An 18,235-nucleotide genomic window follows, 5' to 3' on the forward strand; every position below is an offset into this window, starting at 1 on the left:
CGTACCTTCGCCACAAACCCAACATTTTTACAGAATCTTACCTGCACGGGTTAACGAAAGCTGGCATTTGTTTTACTTTTGACAAACATAAAGTCAAAATTAAGAATTCGTTACGCTGCAGATGGATCGGTACAGCGAATCGACGATTATACCTGAAGAAAGGACTTTAGATGCTTTTAGCGACGGCTCTGTTAATAATTGGTTTACTGCTGGTAGTCTACAGCGCCGATCGTCTGGTTTACGCCGCTTCAATACTTTGCCGCATGATAGGGATCCCGCCGCTTATCATCGGCATGACGGTGGTCAGTATCGGTACCAGCCTGCCGGAGATCATCGTTTCCGCCGCCGCATCTCTGCACGGACAGACCGATCTGGCGATCGGCACGGCGCTCGGATCCAATATTACCAATATATTATTAATACTCGGCCTCGCTGCCTTGTTGCGTCCATTTACCGTGCATTCTGATATCCTGCGCCGCGAGTTACCGTTAATGTTGCTGGTCAGTTTGCTGGCAAGCTTTGTGCTGTACGATGGGCAATTGTCGCGTATGGACGGCCTTTTCTTACTGGCGCTCGCCCTGCTGTGGCTGCTGTTTACGATTAAAATCGCCCGGCTGTCGGAGCGTCAGGGCAGCGATAGCCTGACCCGGGAACAGATGGCGGAGCTTCCGCGGGAAGGCTCGCTTCCCGTGGCCCTGCTCTGGCTGGGCGTAGCCATGATTGTGATGCCCATGGCAACCCGCATGGTCGTGGATAATGCTACCGTGCTGGCAAACTACTTCGCTATCAGCGAACTCACCGTCGGCTTAACGGTGGTGGCGATCGGCACCAGCCTGCCGGAACTGGCGACGACGATAGCCGGGGCCCGAAAAGGGGAAGACGATATCGCTATCGGGAATATTATTGGCGCGAATATCCTGAATATCGCCCTCGTTCTCGGATTACCGGCACTGATCGCCCCGGGAGCGTTCGCGCCGGAGGCCTTTACGCGCGACTACGCCGTGATGCTGTTCGTCAGCGTGATATTCGCCCTGCTATGCTGGCGTCGCAAATGGCAACCCGGCCGCCTGGTCGGCGCGCTGCTGGTCGGCGGTTTTGTGGTTTGGTTGGCGATGCTGTACTGGGCAGCACCGCTCTTCGTTGAATGAATCGGGATAAGATTATGTCGCAGATAGATTTGCCAACGGATTTTGACTTTCAACGGGTAGGACGTGAAGTTCTGGAAATTGAACGTGAAGGTCTGGCTCAGCTCGATCGATACATTAATGAAGATTTCACCCATGCCTGCGAGAAGATCTTCCGCTGCGCGGGGAAAGTCGTGGTGATGGGGATGGGCAAATCCGGCCATATCGGGCGTAAAATGGCGGCCACCTTTGCCAGCACCGGTACGCCGTCGTTTTTCGTTCACCCCGGCGAAGCGGCCCACGGCGATTTAGGCATGGTGACGCCGAAGGATGTGGTTATCGCGCTCTCGAACTCCGGCGAGTCGAACGAGATCCTGGCGCTGATTCCGGTACTTAAACGCCAGCAGGTGTCGCTTATCTGCATGACCAGCCGCCCGGAAAGCAGCATGGGGCGCGCGGCGGACATCCACCTTTGCGTGAAGGTAGAGAAAGAAGCCTGTCCGTTAGGGCTGGCGCCGACCTCCAGCACGACTGCCGCACTGGTTATGGGCGATGCGCTGGCGGTTGCCCTGCTGGAGGCGCGCGGCTTTACCGCCGAAGATTTTGCGCTGTCCCACCCCGGCGGCGCACTGGGTCGTAAGCTGCTGTTGCGGGTCAATGATATTATGCATACGGGTGATGAAATCCCGCACGTCAATGTGCAGGCCACCCTGCGTGATGCGCTGCTGGAAATCACACGTAAAAATTTAGGCATGACGGCTATCTGCGATGATGACATGAACATCATCGGTATTTTCACCGATGGCGACCTGCGCCGGGTGTTTGATACCGGCGTCGATATGCGTAATGCCCGTATCGCCGACGTCATGACGCCGGGCGGTATTCGCATTCGTCCCGGTATCCTTGCCGTCGATGCGCTGAACCTGATGCAATCTCGCCATATCACCTGCGTGTTAGTTGCCGATGGCGACCGTCTGTTGGGTGTGGTACATATGCACGATCTCCTGCGCGCAGGCGTAGTGTAAGTAAGGATAAAATAATGAAGAATGCTGATGCTCTGCAGGAAACCTGCTATGGGCCAGTAAGCCCTGAATTTATCGATCGGGCGGCGAAGATCCGTTTATTGATCCTCGACGTAGACGGCGTGCTGTCCGATGGCCTGATCTACATGGGCAACAACGGTGAAGAGCTGAAGGCGTTTAACGTTCGCGACGGCTACGGGATTCGCTGCGCGCTGACATCAGGTATTGAAGTGGCGATTATTACCGGACGAAAAGCTAAACTGGTAGAAGATCGTTGTCAGACGCTGGGCATCACGCACCTGTATCAGGGTCAGTCCGATAAACTGCTGGCATTTCGCGAATTATTGAACAAGCTGGCCGTTCGCCCGGACGAAGTGGCCTACATCGGCGATGACCTGATCGACTGGCCGGTGATGGCCGAGGTCGGCTTAAGCGTGGCGGTGGCGGATGCGCACCCGTTGCTGCTGCCGCGAGCGAATTATGTTACACGAATCGACGGTGGACGCGGGGCGGTACGCGAAGTCTGCGATTTGTTACTATTGGCACAGGGCAAGCTGGATGAGGCCAAAGGGCAATCAATATGAGTAAAACCAGACGTTGGGTTATCATTTTACTATCGCTGGTCGCGCTTATTCTGATCGGCCTGAATCTGGCGGGTACGGACGATACCACCGTGCAGGAGATCAATCCTGATGACCCGACCTATACCAGTGAACATACCGACACCGTTGTTTACAGCCCGGAAGGAGCGCTTAATTACCGCTTAATCGCTGAGCATGTGGCCTATTTTTCCGCCCAGGAGGTATCGTGGTTCACCCGACCGGTGATGACCACGTTTGATACCAACAAGGTACCCACCTGGTCTATCAAAGCGGATAAAGCCAAACTGACCAACGATCGCATGCTGTATCTTTACGGACACGTCGAAGTCAATGCGTTGACCGCTGACTCTCAACTGCAAAAAATTACGACGGATAACGCCCAGATAAACCTGGTGACGCAAGATGTTACCTCTGATGACCTGGTGACGTTGTATGGGACGACATTTAATTCCAGCGGCCTGAAAATGCGCGGAAATTTACGCAGCAAAAATGCCGAGCTGATTGAAAAGGTTAGAACCTCTTATGAAATTCAGAACAAACAAACTCAGCCTTAAAATTGCGCTCGCCAGCGCATTACTGGCCGCCAGCCTGCCGGCACTGGCAAAAACCGGTGACACCGATCAGCCGATTCACATTGAATCCGATCAGCAGTCGCTGGATATGCAGGGCAATGTTGTCACGTTTACCGGCAATGTGGTCGTCACCCAGGGCACCATCAAAATTAACGCCGATAAGGTGGTGGTAACCCGTCCAGGCGGAGAAAAAGGCAAAGAGGTTATCGACGGTTATGGCAATCCGGCGACCTTCTACCAGATGCAGGATAACGGTAAGCCGGTCAAAGGCCACGCGTCAAAAATGCGTTATGAATTACAGAACGATTTTGTGGTTCTGACCGGTAACGCGTACCTTGAGCAGCTCGACAGCAACATCCAGGGCGACAAAATCACCTACCTGGTCAAAGAGCAGAAAATGCAGGCGTTCAGCAATAAGGGCGGACGCGTGACGACGATTCTGGTCCCTTCGCAGCTGCAAGACAAAAGCACCAACCAGCAAAAGAAGGGTAACTAATTCGTTATGGCAACATTAACCGCAAAGAATCTCGCCAAGGCGTATAAAGGCCGCCGCGTGGTGGAAGATGTCAGTCTGACCGTGAACTCTGGCGAGATCGTTGGCCTCCTTGGGCCAAACGGCGCCGGTAAAACCACGACCTTCTACATGGTGGTCGGCATTGTGCCGCGCGACGCTGGCAACATTATCATCGACGATGAAGATATCAGCCTGCTGCCGCTGCATGCCCGCGCGCGTCGGGGTATCGGCTATCTGCCGCAGGAAGCCTCTATTTTCCGCCGCCTGAGCGTGTACGATAATTTAATGGCGGTTTTGCAGATCCGTGACGATCTCAGCAGCGAGCAGCGTGAAGACCGCGCGAAAGAGCTGATGGAAGAATTTCATATTGAGCATCTGCGCGACAGCCTGGGGCAGGCGCTTTCCGGCGGTGAACGCCGCCGCGTTGAGATAGCCCGCGCGCTGGCCGCTAATCCAAAATTCATTCTGCTGGATGAGCCCTTCGCTGGCGTTGACCCCATTTCCGTTATCGATATCAAACGGATAATCGAGCATCTGCGTGACAGCGGTCTTGGCGTGCTGATCACCGACCATAACGTCAGGGAGACGCTGGCCGTCTGCGAACGCGCCTATATCGTCAGCCAGGGTCACCTGATAGCCCACGGCACACCGCAACAAATCCTTGAAGACGAGCAGGTTAAGCGCGTGTATCTTGGGGAAGACTTCAGACTCTGATAGGGTAGAGGTTACAGACGTTTTAGCCGGAGATATTAGCCCTGAATATGAAGCAAGGTTTGCAATTAAGGCTAAGCCAACAGCTTGCCATGACGCCACAACTGCAACAGGCTATTCGCTTGCTGCAGCTGTCCACGTTAGAACTCCAGCAAGAACTCCAGCAGGCGCTGGAGAGTAATCCGCTGCTTGAGCAAACCGATCTTCACGATGAGGTAGAAACCAAAGAGGTTGAGGACCGCGAATCGCTGGACACCGTCGACGCTCTTGAACAAAAAGATATGCCGGAAGAGCTGCCGCTCGACGCCAGCTGGGATGAAATCTACACCGCCGGCACGCCGTCCGGAAACGGCGTTGATTACCAGGAGGACGAGCTGCCTGTTTATCAAGGCGAAACGACCCAAAGCCTGCAGGATTACCTGATGTGGCAGGTTGAACTGACGCCGTTTACCGACACCGATCGCGCGATTGCCACATCGATTGTCGATGCCGTCGATGACACCGGCTACCTCACCATTCGGCTGGAAGATATTGTCGAGAGTATCGACGATGACGAAATTGGTCTCGAAGAAGTTGAAGCGGTACTTAAGCGCATTCAGCGCTTTGACCCGGTCGGCGTCGCGGCAAAAGATCTGCGCGACTGTCTGCTGGTTCAGCTTTCACAATATGCCAAAGAGACGCCGTGGCTGGAAGAAGCCCGACTTATCATCAGCGATCATCTCGATCTGCTCGCCAACCACGATTTCCGCTCCCTGATGCGCGTCACCCGACTGAAAGAAGAGGTGCTGAAAGAGGCGGTTAATCTGATCCAGTCGCTCGATCCGCGCCCCGGTCAGTCGATCCAGACCGGCGAGCCGGAATACGTCATTCCCGACGTACTGGTACGTAAGGTCGGCGGCCGCTGGGTTGTGGAGCTTAACTCCGACAGCATCCCACGCCTGAAGATCAACCAGCATTATGCGGCCATGGGCAACAGCGCGCGCAATGATGCAGACAGCCAGTTTATCCGCAGCAACCTGCAGGAAGCTCGCTGGCTAATCAAGAGTCTGGAAAGCCGCAATGATACGCTGCTGCGCGTTAGCCGCTGCATCGTTGAACAGCAGCAGTCCTTCTTCGAACAAGGAGAGGAGTTCATGAAACCGATGGTGCTGGCCGATATCGCCCAGGCCGTCGAAATGCATGAATCCACCATTTCACGCGTGACCACCCAAAAATATCTGCACAGTCCGCGCGGTATTTTTGAGCTGAAATATTTCTTTTCCAGCCACGTCAATACGGAGGGCGGCGGCGAGGCATCGTCGACGGCCATTCGGGCGCTGGTGAAGAAGTTAATCGCCGCGGAGAATCCCGCGAAGCCGTTGAGTGACAGTAAGCTGACCACCCTCCTGTCTGAACAGGGTATTATGGTGGCACGTCGTACCGTCGCTAAGTACCGAGAGTCTTTATCCATTCCGCCATCTAACCAGCGTAAACAACTGGTTTGATACAACCGATAAGGAAGACACTATGCAGCTCAACATTACAGGACACAACGTCGAAATAACCCCTGCACTGCGTGAATTCGTTAATGCGAAGTTCAGCAAACTGGAGCAGTTTTTCGACAGGATCAATCAGGTCTATATTGTGTTAAAAGTAGAGAAGGTGACGCAAATTGCGGACGCCAATCTGCATGTCAACGGTGGCGAAATCCATGCCAGTGCGGAAGGGCAGGATATGTATGCCGCTATCGATGGACTCATCGATAAGCTGGCAAGACAGTTAACAAAACATAAAGATAAACTAAAACAACACTAATTGTCCGGGCGTCGCCCTTGTCTGCTGCCGGCTTTTATCGGTAGCCGGCAAGGGACGCGCTCAGGTGAAATTATGATGAACAACGATTCGGCTCTACAACTGAGCAATGTCCTTAATCAGGAATGTACCCGTAGCCAGGTTCACTGCCAGAGCAAAAAGCGCGCGCTGGAAATCATCAGTGAGCTGGCTGCGAAACAGTTAGGTTTGCCGCCGCAGGTGGTGTTTGAGGCGATCCTCACCCGCGAGAAAATGGGCAGTACCGGGATTGGCAACGGGATTGCTATTCCGCACGGTAAACTCGAAGAAGATACGCTGCGCGCCGTCGGCGTGTTTGTCCAGTTGGAGACACCGATCGCATTTGATGCCATCGACAACCAGCCGGTCGATCTGCTGTTTGCGCTTCTGGTTCCGGCCGATCAGACCAAAACCCATCTGCATACGCTCTCGCTGGTTGCCAAACGGCTGGCGGATAAAACCATTTGCCGGCGCCTGCGCGCGGCGCAAAGCGATGAAGAGCTGTATGAGATCATCACCGAAGCAGGAAGCAACGATGACGTATAACCGCCGTCGCCCCCTACCCTTTATCGTACTGAGGAGAAACGGTACATGGTACTGATGATCGTCAGCGGCCGCTCAGGCTCGGGGAAATCCGTCGCTCTGCGGGCGCTGGAAGATATGGGCTTCTACTGCGTGGATAACCTGCCGGTAGTGCTGTTGCCTGAACTGGCGAGATCGCTGGCCGACAGAAACATCTCTGCCGCCGTCAGCATTGATGTGCGTAACATGCCGGAATCGCCAGAGATCTTTGAACAGGCGATGAAAAACCTGCCTGAGGCATTTTCCCCTCAGCTACTGTTCCTTGATGCAGACCGCAATACGCTGATCCGCCGCTACAGCGACACCCGTCGTCTGCATCCGCTCTCAAGTAAAAACCTGTCGCTGGAAAGCGCCATTGACGAAGAGAGCGCGCTGCTGGAACCGCTGCGTTCCCGCGCCGACCTGATCGTCGACACTTCAGAGATGTCGGTACATGAGCTGGCAGAAATGCTACGTACCCGCCTGCTCGGCAAGCGCGAACGTGAGCTGACTATGGTCTTTGAATCCTTTGGCTTTAAGCACGGTATCCCGATTGATGCCGATTATGTCTTTGACGTCCGCTTCCTGCCAAATCCACACTGGGATCCGAAACTGCGTCCGATGACCGGTCTGGATAAGCCGGTGGCCGCCTTCCTCGACCGACACACGGAAGTTCACAATTTTATTTACCAGACCCGCAGCTATCTTGAGCTATGGTTACCGATGCTGGAGACCAATAATCGCAGCTATCTGACGGTGGCGATTGGTTGTACCGGCGGTAAACACCGTTCGGTCTACATTGCCGAACAGCTGGCTGATTACTTCCGCTCGCGCGGTAAGAACGTGCAGTCTCGCCATCGGACGCTGGAAAAACGCAAATCATGACCGTAAAGCAGATCGTTGAAATCACCAATAAGCTGGGGATGCATGCCCGCCCGGCGATGAAGCTGTTTGAACTGATGCAAAATTATGATGCGGAAGTCCTGCTGCGCAACGACGAGGGGACGGAAGCGGAAGCCAATAGCGTGATTGCCCTACTCATGCTCGACTCAGCCAAAGGTCGGCAAATCGAGATTGAAGCCAACGGCCCGCAGGAAGTCGAGGCGCTGGCGGCGGTTATTGCGCTGTTCAACGCCGGTTTTGACGAAGACTAAGCATTCCTGCCTCGTCCCCGGCGGCGCGACGCTGACCGGGGCTATTGTTTCCGCTGCCGCCTCACTTCAGCCTGTTCACCTGCATAAATTCCTCTCCGCCTAGCTGACGCATCTGACGCAGGATCCACGCCTGCCGACTGCGAACATAGCCGGACGGCGCATCGGCGCGAAAGCGGATCGGATTGGGTAATACCGCCGCCAGAAGCGCCGCTTCAGAAGCGGTTAACTGACTCGCTGGCTTATGAAAGTAGCGCTGTGATGCCGCTTCGACGCCGAACGTCCCTTCACCAAACTCAGCGATATTCAGGTAGACGGTCAGAATCCGTTTTTTACTCCACACCGTCTCGATGCCTACCGTTAACCCGGCCTCCAGCCCTTTGCGCAACCAGCTGCGGCCATCCCACAAGAACAGGTTTTTCGCCGTTTGCTGCGAGAGCGTGGAGGCGCCGCGCACGCGGTTTTCCTGACGTTCATTGTGCGCCAGCGCTTTTTCTATCGCTGAGACATCAAAACCCCAGTGCTCGGGGAATTTTTGATCCTCCGAGGCGATGGCCGCCAGCCCCATCCACGGCGAGATCTCGTCCATCCCGACCCAGTCGGAATGGGCAACATACTGAAAATTACCGCTCAGCCATGCGCCAAGTTGCCGCTCGAGCATCACGGCTGAAAACGGCACCGGCAGAATGCTAAAGAGCGCGATGCCGCCGCCCCAAAAAGCCGCCGCAATCAGCAGAATGCGCAATAAAAGACGTTTAATCATTCGCAACGGGGCCGAACGCACGCTCATGCAGTCAGAACCAGTACACGGGCCACCAGCTTCTCAATCCCGCTTGCCGCTTCCGCAATGTTCTGCGCCAGCATCCAGGCCGGGGTCGTCACCACCTTATGCTCTTCATCGACGACGATATCATCGACCGGACAAGGAACGTGTTCTGCGCCCATCTCCTCCACCACCTCAGCGGTATCAAGATCGGTGCCGATGGTTATCCGCAGCGGGATCGGGAAAATTTTTGGCAACAGCGCCGGGGCGATACACATAAAGCCCAGGGGTTTACCCGCCTCGTGCATCGCCAGCGTCAACGCTTTCAGGTCGCTATCGACCATGCATTCAGCCCCTTGCGAAGCGAAATTGCTGAGGTTCTTCGCCGCGCCAAATCCACCGGGGACAATCAACGCATCCAGGTCTTCAGCCCGGGCCGCGGCCAGAGGCTGGATATCGCCACGGGCAATACGCGCGGCCTCAACCAGAACGTTGCGGCTTTCGGCCATCGGCTCACCGGTCAGGTGATTGATCACGTCCGTTTGCGCTTTATCCGGCGCGAAACAGACGGCCTGTGCGCCGCTACGGGCAATCGCTAACAGGGTGATAACCGCTTCATGGATCTCCGTTCCGTCATAGACGCCACAGCCGCTCAATACCACGCCAATCTTTTTCATACCGCCAGCTCCTTAGTGCAACTTGCTGAAACCAGTCAAAAATTTCGATTTACACGCATTGCTTCACATATTTTACTGATTCACGTAACAAATAATTTAAGGTTTGCTATCTTAATGAGCGAGCAAACTAAATCCTCAGGTTGCGCTACGTAAAAATATCTCTAAAAATTCTGGCGCAACAAGCAGTTCCCTGGTGTTGGCGCAGTATTCGCGCACCCCGGTTTATCCGGGGTCATTTTTTATGTGCCGCCGCAACCCATGCTTTCAGCACCGCCACATCGTTCTGCCACTCGGATTTCATCTCTTCAACCCATTCACCAACGTTATCTGACCATGCCGGCAGGTCCGGAGTCTGAATCTGCTGTCCCAGCTGTTGAATATGCCGCAGGCCAATCGACCCCGCCGCGCCTTTAATTTTATGCCCTTCATCGACGATCCCTTTCTGGTCGCGGGCGGTCAGGTTGGACTCCAGCACCGCCATATAGCCCGGCATCATCCTCTCGAAAACCGCAAGGCCATCGTTGATAAGCTTTGGCCCCACCAGCTCGATATACTGCTCAAGCATCGGAATATCCAGCACGGACGCCGATTTACTCACATCCACGGTCGGCATTTCACACTCATCCTCTTCCGGCGAATCCCAGAATTTTTTAATCATGGCCGTCAGCGCCGGCACCGATAGCGGTTTGCTCAGGACGTCGTCCATTCCGGCATCGAGATACTCTTTTTTATTCTTCAGCACGTTGGCGGTGAGGGCCACCAGCGGCGGTAGGTCATCGGCGGCAAAGTGCTGCTTAAGATGGCGCGAAATATCCAGGCCCGTCATGTCCGGCAGCTGGATATCCAGCAGCACCAGGTCGTACTCGCCCGGTTTAAACATCTCCAGCGCGGCCTTACCGGTCATCGCCACATCGACGCTGTTACCCAACTTCTCCAGCACCGAGCGCGCCACAATCACGTTGAGTTCGATATCCTCGACCAGCAGCACGTTCAGCGCCGGCAGGGGCATCTCATCTTCAGTCAGCATATCTTCCACTTCTTCCGCCACCGCCGGCGCATGCACGGTCAGCGTAAATGTGGCTCCCAGACCCGGTTGGCTGGAGACATTAATATCGCCGCCCATATTGCGCGCCAGACGACGCGATACGGCAAGACCGATCCCGGTGCCCGTCGCAGGCTTGCCGCCGTGGCTGTCTTTCACCTGATAATACATGGCGAAGATCTTATCCTGCTCGGCTTCGGGAATGCCGATACCGGAGTCTTCCACTTCAAAATGCAGGATATCGCCTTCATCGTAGCGAACGCGGACGGTGACATTTCCCCCCTGCGGCGTGAATTTCACCGCATTACTGATGAGGTTCCACAAAATCTGCCGCAGACGCGTCCCGTCGGTCACCACTTTATGTGGCAGCGGCAGCGTCGGTTCCAGGAGGAAGCGCAGACCTTTCTGCTGCGCCTGCAGGCCGGAGAGGTTTTCTAGATCGGCAAGGAAACCGGTGAAATCGACCTGCTGGTTATCCAGCTGGACTTTACGGCGCTCCATTTTATCCATGTCGATAATATCGTTGAAGATATTCCCCAGCGTCACCGCGGAGACATGGATGGTTTTGAGGTATTTTTCCTGCTCGCCGCTCAGCTCGGTATCCAGCAAGATACGGCTCAGTCCCACGATGCCGTTAAGCGGCGTGCGCAGTTCGTGGCTGATCGTTGAGATGAAAGTGGTCTTATCACGGCTGGCGCGCTCCAGCGCATCCTGGTAGCGCTTACGTTCGGTAATATCGCGGCCAAAGCCCATCAGTCCACGGCGCTTGCCGACGCGGTCATAGTAAGGAACCTTGCGGATTTCAAAACAGGCTTTACGCCCGTCCGGATAATCCAGCCACTGCTCGTAGGTCAGCGATACATTATGGCGGAAGACTTTTTCGTCAGTCTCCAGCACTTTAACCGCCGCTTCTTCGTTATAGACATCCTGAGGTTTCAGGTGGATAAGCTGCTTTTCGCTTTTCCCGGTCAGCAGTTCCATTGCCCGGTTGCAGCCAGAAAACTCTTTGTCTTCATTGCGATAGAATACCAGATCCGGCGAGGCATCAAGGAAAGAACGGAGGAAGGAGGATTGCTGCTCCAGCTGAATTTGTGTCTCTTCGCGCTCTTTCATCTCAATTTTCAGCTGTTCCAGCGTCGTCTCGCGCTCAGCTTCCGCTTTCTCACGTTCGCCAATCTCCTGATTGAGCTGCGCGATATTATCTTTGAGCTGCACGTTAAGCTGCAGGTCGCGCTCACGCATCTCCTCGAGTTTTTCCACCAGCCGGGTAAGACGCTGCCGCGACTCTTCCAGTTGCTCCACCACCACCGACAAAAAGTAGACCGCCCAGGGAGTTATCAGCAGACCAAAGAAGATAGAGCGGATAACGTCGATGCTCTCAACCTGGCCATGCAGAACCATCGTGACGGCCATCTGTACCACAATCGCCAGCACCACCAGGGCGAGGGCGAGCAGCATGGAAAAACGCACCAGACCCAGCTTCATCATCAGGTCGACATAGTACTGCGCCAGCATACGAATTTGCTTCATAAGGGATTCCTTCGCGACAACTCCGCACAATAATACTCAATTCTGAGCAATACGCTGTAAGTTGTGCGAAAAATGCGGGCGCCACTACTCTAAAACCGCGCGCGGTACCCAGGCTCGTCCCAGCGCCGAGCCCTGCACGCCGTGTTGATTGAGATAGCGGTCGAGTTCAACCATCCCGGTCCAGCGGTTCTCGCACCACAGGGGGGCCAGTAGCGTCGGACGCCGGGCGCTGGCGGAAATGCGGTGATAGATAACCTCAGGCGGGGTGTGGCGAATCATCTCCCCGGCCGTGACCGTATACTCATCCAGCGCAATCGCCGTCAACCGCCCCGCCTGCCAGGCTTTGGCCATCGTACTGCCGGTGACAATATGCAGCGGATGCAGTTTGATGCCATCCACGCCGGTATCCACAACCTGTTCCAGCGTTTGCAGGCAATGGCTCTGCGCCTCGCCCGGTAACCCGACAATCAAATGTGTGCAGACCTTCAGCCCGCGTTCTCGCGCCAGACGGGTCGTGCGCTGATAACAGGCAAAATCATGACCGCGATTAATCCGCCGCAGCGTTTTGTCATGCGCGGTCTGTAAGCCAAGCTCCAGCCACACTTCGTAGCCCTGTTCCCGATAGCCGCTGAGCAGATCTAATACCGCCTCCGGAACGCAGTCAGGACGAGTCCCCACGCACAGCCCAACGATACTGGCCTGACTGACCGCCTGCTGATACATCGCGCGCAGCACCTGAACTTCGGCAAAGGTACTGGTGTAAGCCTGAAAATAAGCCAGATAGCGCTTTGCGCGATTAACCCGCTGCGCCTGGTGCGCCAGCTGTTCAGCAATGGAGTGGTGCTGCTGCTCTTCGTCAGCAAAAGAGGCGACGTTGCAAAACGTGCAGCCTCCGCGGCCGAGGGTGCCATCGCGATTCGGGCAGCTAAACCCACCATGCAGCGTCAGTTTATGGACCTTTTCGCCATAGCGCCGCGAAAGATCCCCACCAAACATATTGACTAATTTTTGTAACTGCATAATCTGATAGACCGGCCTGAAGAAAGGGGCCAAGCCTGCCATTTTTAGCCACCGACGGCGATGACCTGGATCAATCGTCAGCGCGGCCGTTCAGCCCATTGCATAAACACTCAAGATAACTGCAATTTCATTCACTCACTCTGTGATGAGTTTTCCTTATACTTAACCTCAGGTTTGCCATTATCTTCATCAGGGCAAAAACAGTGTTATTTACCACCTCAAAGGAAACAAGCAGATAAATACTCTGCGATAAACGGGCAGTTCAGCACAGAACGATAATGTTACGCTATCGATATAGTGAGACAGATCACACTAGATTATGCTTTCCGCTACGTTTCAGCACCGCTTAAAAAGCAACTATTATTTTAATAATCATGATGTTAAATGCTGTATAGCACATTTTTGCATAAATAAGATTGCCATTTGACGTAAGTGCGGATTCCCGATAAGTTGGGAATCCGCTGGAAGCTTTCTGGATGAGCACTCTGCTCATCATATTTATGCAGTAATTGAGATTCCCTCTTACAGCAAGTCCTCAAACTTGCGTACCGATGCGAAAAGGATTTAAAGAGGGCGAATGCGAGGTGCAAACCCCGTCGCCATGCTCTTTCTGTGCCCGTGCGCAATCGGTATCGGAGGGTGTCCCGTAGAGCCTGGGGAGGTTCACTGATATGTTGTACGATAAATCCCTTGAGAGGGATAACTGTGGTTTCGGCCTGATCGCCCACATAGAAGGCGAACCTAGCCACAAGGTAGTGCGAACCGCTATACACGCACTGGCCCGAATGCAGCACCGCGGCGCGATCCTTGCCGATGGTAAAACCGGCGACGGTTGTGGCTTGCTGCTGCAAAAACCTGACCGTTTCTTCCGTATCGTTGCGGAAGAGCGCGGCTGGCGTTTAGCCAAAAATTACGCCGTTGGGATGTTATTCCTTAATAAAGATCCTGAACTGGCAGAGACGGCACGCCGCATCGTTGAAGAAGAACTACAACGTGAAACCCTGTCTATCGTCGGCTGGCGCGAAGTGCCGACCAACGAAGGGGTTCTCGGTGAAATCGCCCTCTCCTCGCTGCCCCGTATTGAACAAATTTTTGTTAACGCCCCGGCAGGCTGGCGCCCGCGCGATATGGAACGTCGTTTGTTCATCGCCCGTCGCCGCATTGAAAAGCGTTTGCAGGAAGATAAAGATTTCTACGTTTGCAGCCTGTCGAATCTGGTGAATATTTACAAAGGTCTGTGTATGCCGGCTGACCTGCCGCGCTTCTACCTGGACCTCGCGGACCTGCGTCTGGAGTCGGCAATCTGCCTGTTCCACCAGCGCTTCTCCACCAACACCGTGCCGCGCTGGCCGCTGGCGCAGCCGTTCCGCTACCTGGCGCACAACGGCGAAATCAACACCATCACCGGCAACCGCCAGTGGGCGCGCGCGCGTACCTACAAGTTCCAGACGCCATTAATTCCGGACCTGCACGATGCGGCACCGTTCGTCAACGAAACGGGCTCCGACTCCAGCTCCATGGATAACATGCTTGAGCTGCTGCTGGCCGGCGGTATGGATATCGTGCGCGCCATGCGTCTGCTCGTCCCGCCAGCCTGGCAGAACAACCCGGATATGGATCCGGAGCTGCGCGCCTTCTTCGATTTTAACTCCATGCATATGGAGCCGTGGGACGGCCCGGCGGGCATCGTGATGTCCGACGGTCGCTACGCCGCTTGTAACCTCGATCGTAACGGTCTGCGCCCGGCGCGCTACGTCATCACTAAAGACAAGCTGATCACCTGCGCTTCAGAAGTGGGGATTTGGGATTACCAGCCTGACGAAGTGGTCGAAAAAGGCCGCGTTGGTCCGGGTGAACTGATGGTTATCGATACCCGCGGCGGACGCATTCTGCACTCCGCGGAAACCGATGACGACCTGAAAAGCCGCCACCCTTACAAAGAGTGGATGGAGAAGAACGTCCGTCGCCTGGTGCCGTTTGAAGACCTGCCGGACGAAGACGTCGGCAGCCGTCAGCTGGATGACGATACCCTCGCCAGCTTCCAGAAACAGTTCAACTACAGCGCAGAAGAGCTGGACTCCGTCCTGCGCGTACTGGGCGAAAACGGCCAGGAAGCCGTCGGTTCAATGGGCGACGATACCCCGTTTGCCGTGCTCTCCAGCCAGCCGCGTATCATTTACGACTACTTCCGTCAGCAGTTCGCGCAGGTCACCAACCCGCCGATCGACCCGCTGCGTGAAGCCCACGTAATGTCGCTGGCTACCAGCATCGGTCGTGAAATGAACGTCTTCTGCGAAGCGGAAGGCCAGGCCCACCGCCTGAGCTTCAAATCACCGATCCTGCTGTACTCCGATTTCAAACAGCTCACCACCATGAAAGAGGAGCACTATCGCGCCGATACGCTGGATATCACCTTTAACGCCGCGGAAACCTCGCTGGCCGACACGGTGAAAGCGCTGTGTGATAAAGCCGAACAGATGGTCCGTAACGGTACCGTGCTGCTGGTGCTCTCCGATCGTAATATCGCGAAAGATCGTCTGCCGGTTCCGGCACCGATGGCGGTAGGCGCGATTCAAACCCGCCTGGTGGATAAGAGCCTGCGCTGCGATGCCAACATTATCGTTGAAACCGCCAGTGCCCGTGACCCGCACCACTTCGCGGTGCTGCTGGGCTTCGGCGCCACGGCTATCTATCCGTACCTGGCCTATGAAACGCTGGCGAGACTGGTCGATAACAAGGCCATTGAGAAAGACTACCGTACAGTGATGCTGAACTACCGTAACGGCATCAACAAAGGCCTGTACAAGATCATGTCCAAGATGGGGATCTCGACCATCGCCTCCTACCGCTGCTCGAAGCTGTTCGAAGCGGTTGGCCTGCATCGTGAAGTTTCCGACCTGTGCTTCCTCGGCGTTGTCAGCCGCATCGGCGGCGCGGGCTTTGATGACTTCCAGCAGGATCTGCTGAATCTGTCCAAACGCGCCTGGCTGGTCCGTAAACCGCTGGATCAGGGCGGCCTGCTGAAATACGTTCACGGCGGCGAATATCACGCCTATAACCCGGATGTCGTTCGCACGTTGCAGCAAGCGGTGCAGAGCGGCGAATACCAGGACTATCAGCAATATGCGAATCTGGTGAATGAACGCCCGGCCGCAACGCTGCGCGATCTGCTGGCGCTGAATCCTGGCGATGACGCCATCAGCATCGACCACGTTGAATCGGCCAAAGAGCTGTTCAAACGCTTCGATACCGCCGCCATGTCTATCGGTGCGTTAAGCCCGGAAGCCCATGAGTCGCTGGCGGAAGCGATGAACAGCATCGGCGGCTTCTCTAACTCCGGCGAAGGCGGCGAAGACCCGGCGCGCTATGGCACCAATAAAGTGTCGCGTATTAAACAGGTCGCTTCTGGCCGCTTCGGCGTGACTCCGGCTTACCTGGTCAACGCCGACGTTATCCAGATTAAAGTCGCTCAGGGCGCGAAGCCGGGCGAAGGCGGGCAGCTACCGGGTGACAAAGTCACGCCGTATATCGCCAGACTGCGCTATTCGGTTCCGGGCGTGACCCTGATTTCGCCGCCGCCGCACCACGATATTTACTCTATCGAGGATCTGGCGCAGCTGATTTTTGACCTTAAACAGGTCAACCCGAAAGCGATGATTTCCGTGAAGCTGGTTTCCGAACCGGGCGTCGGCACCATCGCCACCGGCGTGGCCAAAGCCTATGCCGACCTTATCACCATCGCCGGCTACGACGGCGGTACCGGCGCCAGCCCGCTCTCTTCAGTGAAATATGCGGGCTGCCCGTGGGAACTGGGCCTCGTTGAAACCCAGCAGGCGCTGGTGGCTAACGGCCTGCGTCATAAGATTCGCCTGCAGGTGGACGGCGGCCTGAAAACCGGCCTTGATATCATCAAAGCGGCGATTCTCGGCGCAGAAAGCTTCGGCTTCGGCACCGGTCCGATGGTTGCGCTCGGCTGTAAATATCTGCGTATCTGCCACCTGAACAACTGCGCAACCGGCGTAGCAACTCAGGATGAAAAACTGCGTAAGAATCACTATCACGGCCTGCCGTTCAAAGTGACCAACTACTTTGAATTTATCGCCCGCGAAACCCGCGAGCTGATGGCTGAGCTTGGCGTGAAGCGTCTGGTGGACCTGATTGGCCGCACCGACCTGCTGAAAGTGCTGGATGGCTTTACCGCGAAGCAGCAGAAGCTGGATCTGAGCAAACTGCTGGAAACCGCCGAGCCGCATCCAGGTAAAGCGCTGTACTGCACCGAAAGCAACCCGCCGTTTGATAACGGGGTGCTGAACGCGCAGCTGCTGCAGCAGGCAAAACCGTTCGTGGACAGCAAGCAGAGCAAAACCTTCTGGTTCGATATCCGTAACACCGATCGCTCCGTTGGCGCTTCGTTGTCTGGCTATATCGCCCAGACCCATGGCGATCAGGGGTTGGCAGCAGACCCGATTATCGCGCACTTCAGCGGTACCGCAGGCCAGAGCTTCGGCGTGTGGAATGCCGGCGGCGTGGAGCTGCACCTGACCGGCGACGCGAACGACTATGTGGGTAAAGGGATGGCTGGCGGCCTGCTCGCCATTCGTCCGCCGGTAGGTTCTTCCTTCCGTAGCCACGAAGCGAGCATCATCGGTAACACCTGCCTGTACGGCGCGACCGGCGGTCGTCTGTACGCAGCGGGCCGCGCAGGCGAGCGTTTTGCGGTGCGTAACTCCGGTGCCATCACCGTGGTAGAAGGCATCGGCGATAACGGCTGCGAATACATGACCGGCGGCATCGTCTGCGTACTGGGTAAAACCGGCGTCAACTTTGGCGCAGGGATGACCGGCGGCTTTGCTTACGTCCTGGATGAAGACGGCGATTTCCGTAAACGTGTGAACCCGGAACTGGTGGAAGTGTTGGACGTTGACTCTCTCGCTATCCATGAAGAGCACCTGCGCGGTCTGATTACCGAACACGTGCAGCTTACCGGTTCGTCTCGTGGCGAAGAGATCCTGGCCAACTGGCCGGCTTTTGCCGCGAAATTCGCGCTGGTTAAACCAAAGTCCAGCGATGTTAAAGCACTGTTGGGTCACCGTAGTCGTAGCGCAGCAGAGCTGCGTGTGCAGGCGCAGTAAGGAAT

Annotated in this window: 16 protein-coding genes; 12 read left to right on the top strand and 4 right to left on the bottom strand. The window is 55.6% G+C overall.

What is annotated here, in order from left to right:
* Positions 1 to 170 precede the first annotated feature (170 nt).
* The 11 genes from CWM52_RS15190 (at position 171) to npr (ending at position 8,069) form a co-directional block, all read left to right on the top strand.
* Positions 171 to 1,148 (top strand): calcium/sodium antiporter, encoded by a 978-nt coding sequence (locus CWM52_RS15190; protein WP_100684855.1) that lies wholly within the window; start codon positions 171 to 173, stop codon positions 1,146 to 1,148.
* Positions 1,145 to 2,149 carry an arabinose-5-phosphate isomerase KdsD gene (kdsD, locus tag CWM52_RS15195; RefSeq protein WP_407081244.1) on the top strand — a complete coding sequence of 335 codons (1,005 nt, stop codon included), beginning with the start codon at positions 1,145 to 1,147 and terminating at the stop codon, positions 2,147 to 2,149. Before CWM52_RS15190 ends, kdsD begins: the two co-directional genes overlap by 4 nt.
* A gap of 14 nt (positions 2,150 to 2,163) precedes the next feature.
* Entirely contained in the window at positions 2,164 to 2,730 is a 567-nt protein-coding gene (kdsC, locus tag CWM52_RS15200; RefSeq protein WP_100684857.1) for a 3-deoxy-manno-octulosonate-8-phosphatase KdsC, read from the top strand.
* Positions 2,727 to 3,302: an LPS export ABC transporter periplasmic protein LptC gene (gene lptC / locus CWM52_RS15205; RefSeq protein ID WP_100684858.1), complete on the top strand. Its 576-nt coding sequence runs from the start codon at positions 2,727 to 2,729 to the stop codon at positions 3,300 to 3,302. The genes kdsC and lptC overlap by 4 nt, the downstream gene beginning before the upstream one ends.
* Entirely contained in the window at positions 3,271 to 3,816 is a 546-nt protein-coding gene (lptA, locus tag CWM52_RS15210; RefSeq protein WP_100684859.1) for a lipopolysaccharide ABC transporter substrate-binding protein LptA, read from the top strand. Before lptC ends, lptA begins: the two co-directional genes overlap by 32 nt.
* 6 nt (positions 3,817 to 3,822) lie before the next feature.
* On the top strand, positions 3,823 to 4,548 hold the full coding sequence (lptB, locus tag CWM52_RS15215) for an LPS export ABC transporter ATP-binding protein (RefSeq protein ID WP_004206203.1): 726 nt from the start codon (positions 3,823 to 3,825) through the stop codon (positions 4,546 to 4,548).
* A gap of 47 nt (positions 4,549 to 4,595) precedes the next feature.
* Entirely contained in the window at positions 4,596 to 6,029 is a 1,434-nt protein-coding gene (gene rpoN, locus CWM52_RS15220; RefSeq protein ID WP_100684860.1) for an RNA polymerase factor sigma-54, read from the top strand.
* Between the two features lie 22 nt (positions 6,030 to 6,051).
* Positions 6,052 to 6,339, top strand: a complete 288-nt coding sequence (gene hpf / locus CWM52_RS15225) for a ribosome hibernation promoting factor (protein ID WP_004868168.1) — start codon at positions 6,052 to 6,054, stop codon at positions 6,337 to 6,339.
* A 72-nt stretch (positions 6,340 to 6,411) separates the two neighbouring features.
* Positions 6,412 to 6,900 carry a PTS IIA-like nitrogen regulatory protein PtsN gene (ptsN, locus tag CWM52_RS15230; protein WP_015585655.1) on the top strand — a complete coding sequence of 163 codons (489 nt, stop codon included), beginning with the start codon at positions 6,412 to 6,414 and terminating at the stop codon, positions 6,898 to 6,900.
* Between the two features lie 45 nt (positions 6,901 to 6,945).
* Entirely contained in the window at positions 6,946 to 7,800 is an 855-nt protein-coding gene (gene rapZ, locus CWM52_RS15235; RefSeq protein WP_004868172.1) for an RNase adapter RapZ, read from the top strand.
* Complete coding sequence (npr, locus tag CWM52_RS15240; RefSeq protein ID WP_004868176.1) at positions 7,797 to 8,069, top strand: PTS phosphocarrier protein NPr; 273 nt, start codon at positions 7,797 to 7,799, stop codon at positions 8,067 to 8,069. Before rapZ ends, npr begins: the two co-directional genes overlap by 4 nt.
* A 61-nt stretch (positions 8,070 to 8,130) precedes the next feature.
* On the opposite strand, the gene mtgA is transcribed toward npr, so the two are convergent.
* From mtgA to CWM52_RS15260, 4 genes are all read right to left on the bottom strand, one after another.
* Entirely contained in the window at positions 8,131 to 8,856 is a 726-nt protein-coding gene (gene mtgA / locus CWM52_RS15245; protein ID WP_100684861.1) for a monofunctional biosynthetic peptidoglycan transglycosylase, read from the bottom strand.
* Positions 8,853 to 9,506, bottom strand: coding sequence for an isoprenoid biosynthesis glyoxalase ElbB (gene elbB / locus CWM52_RS15250; protein ID WP_100684862.1), 654 nt, complete (start codon positions 9,504 to 9,506; stop codon positions 8,853 to 8,855). Before elbB ends, mtgA begins: the two co-directional genes overlap by 4 nt.
* Before the next feature lie 232 nt (positions 9,507 to 9,738).
* Positions 9,739 to 12,078, bottom strand: a complete 2,340-nt coding sequence (arcB, locus tag CWM52_RS15255) for an aerobic respiration two-component sensor histidine kinase ArcB (RefSeq protein ID WP_100684863.1) — start codon at positions 12,076 to 12,078, stop codon at positions 9,739 to 9,741.
* Positions 12,079 to 12,162: 84 nt separating this feature from the next.
* Complete coding sequence (locus CWM52_RS15260) at positions 12,163 to 13,098, bottom strand: TIGR01212 family radical SAM protein (RefSeq protein WP_100684894.1); 936 nt, start codon at positions 13,096 to 13,098, stop codon at positions 12,163 to 12,165.
* Positions 13,099 to 13,769: 671 nt separating this feature from the next.
* Between CWM52_RS15260 and gltB the strand changes: the two genes are divergently transcribed.
* Positions 13,770 to 18,230 carry a glutamate synthase large subunit gene (gltB, locus tag CWM52_RS15275; RefSeq protein ID WP_100684865.1) on the top strand — a complete coding sequence of 1,487 codons (4,461 nt, stop codon included), beginning with the start codon at positions 13,770 to 13,772 and terminating at the stop codon, positions 18,228 to 18,230.
* Positions 18,231 to 18,235 lie beyond the last annotated feature (5 nt).

The organism is Raoultella sp. T31 (assembly GCF_002806725.1).
GTDB classification, from domain to species: Bacteria; Pseudomonadota; Gammaproteobacteria; order Enterobacterales; family Enterobacteriaceae; genus Klebsiella; species Klebsiella electrica.

Bases quoted from the DNA above. Each gene is read 5' to 3' on its own strand.
- CWM52_RS15190 (WP_100684855.1), top strand. From the start codon at position 171: ATGCTTTTAGCGACGGCTCTGTTAATAATTGGTTTACTGCTGGTAGTC.
- kdsD (WP_407081244.1), top strand. From the start codon at position 1,145: ATGAATCGGGATAAGATTATGTCGCAGATAGATTTGCCAACGGATTTT.
- kdsC (WP_100684857.1), top strand. From the start codon at position 2,164: ATGAAGAATGCTGATGCTCTGCAGGAAACCTGCTATGGGCCAGTAAGC.
- lptC (WP_100684858.1), top strand. From the start codon at position 2,727: ATGAGTAAAACCAGACGTTGGGTTATCATTTTACTATCGCTGGTCGCG.
- lptA (WP_100684859.1), top strand. From the start codon at position 3,271: ATGAAATTCAGAACAAACAAACTCAGCCTTAAAATTGCGCTCGCCAGC.
- lptB (WP_004206203.1), top strand. From the start codon at position 3,823: ATGGCAACATTAACCGCAAAGAATCTCGCCAAGGCGTATAAAGGCCGC.
- rpoN (WP_100684860.1), top strand. From the start codon at position 4,596: ATGAAGCAAGGTTTGCAATTAAGGCTAAGCCAACAGCTTGCCATGACG.
- hpf (WP_004868168.1), top strand. From the start codon at position 6,052: ATGCAGCTCAACATTACAGGACACAACGTCGAAATAACCCCTGCACTG.
- ptsN (WP_015585655.1), top strand. From the start codon at position 6,412: ATGATGAACAACGATTCGGCTCTACAACTGAGCAATGTCCTTAATCAG.
- rapZ (WP_004868172.1), top strand. From the start codon at position 6,946: ATGGTACTGATGATCGTCAGCGGCCGCTCAGGCTCGGGGAAATCCGTC.
- npr (WP_004868176.1), top strand. From the start codon at position 7,797: ATGACCGTAAAGCAGATCGTTGAAATCACCAATAAGCTGGGGATGCAT.
- mtgA (WP_100684861.1), bottom strand. From the start codon at position 8,856: ATGAGCGTGCGTTCGGCCCCGTTGCGAATGATTAAACGTCTTTTATTG.
- elbB (WP_100684862.1), bottom strand. From the start codon at position 9,506: ATGAAAAAGATTGGCGTGGTATTGAGCGGCTGTGGCGTCTATGACGGA.
- arcB (WP_100684863.1), bottom strand. From the start codon at position 12,078: ATGAAGCAAATTCGTATGCTGGCGCAGTACTATGTCGACCTGATGATG.
- CWM52_RS15260 (WP_100684894.1), bottom strand. From the start codon at position 13,098: ATGCAGTTACAAAAATTAGTCAATATGTTTGGTGGGGATCTTTCGCGG.
- gltB (WP_100684865.1), top strand. From the start codon at position 13,770: ATGTTGTACGATAAATCCCTTGAGAGGGATAACTGTGGTTTCGGCCTG.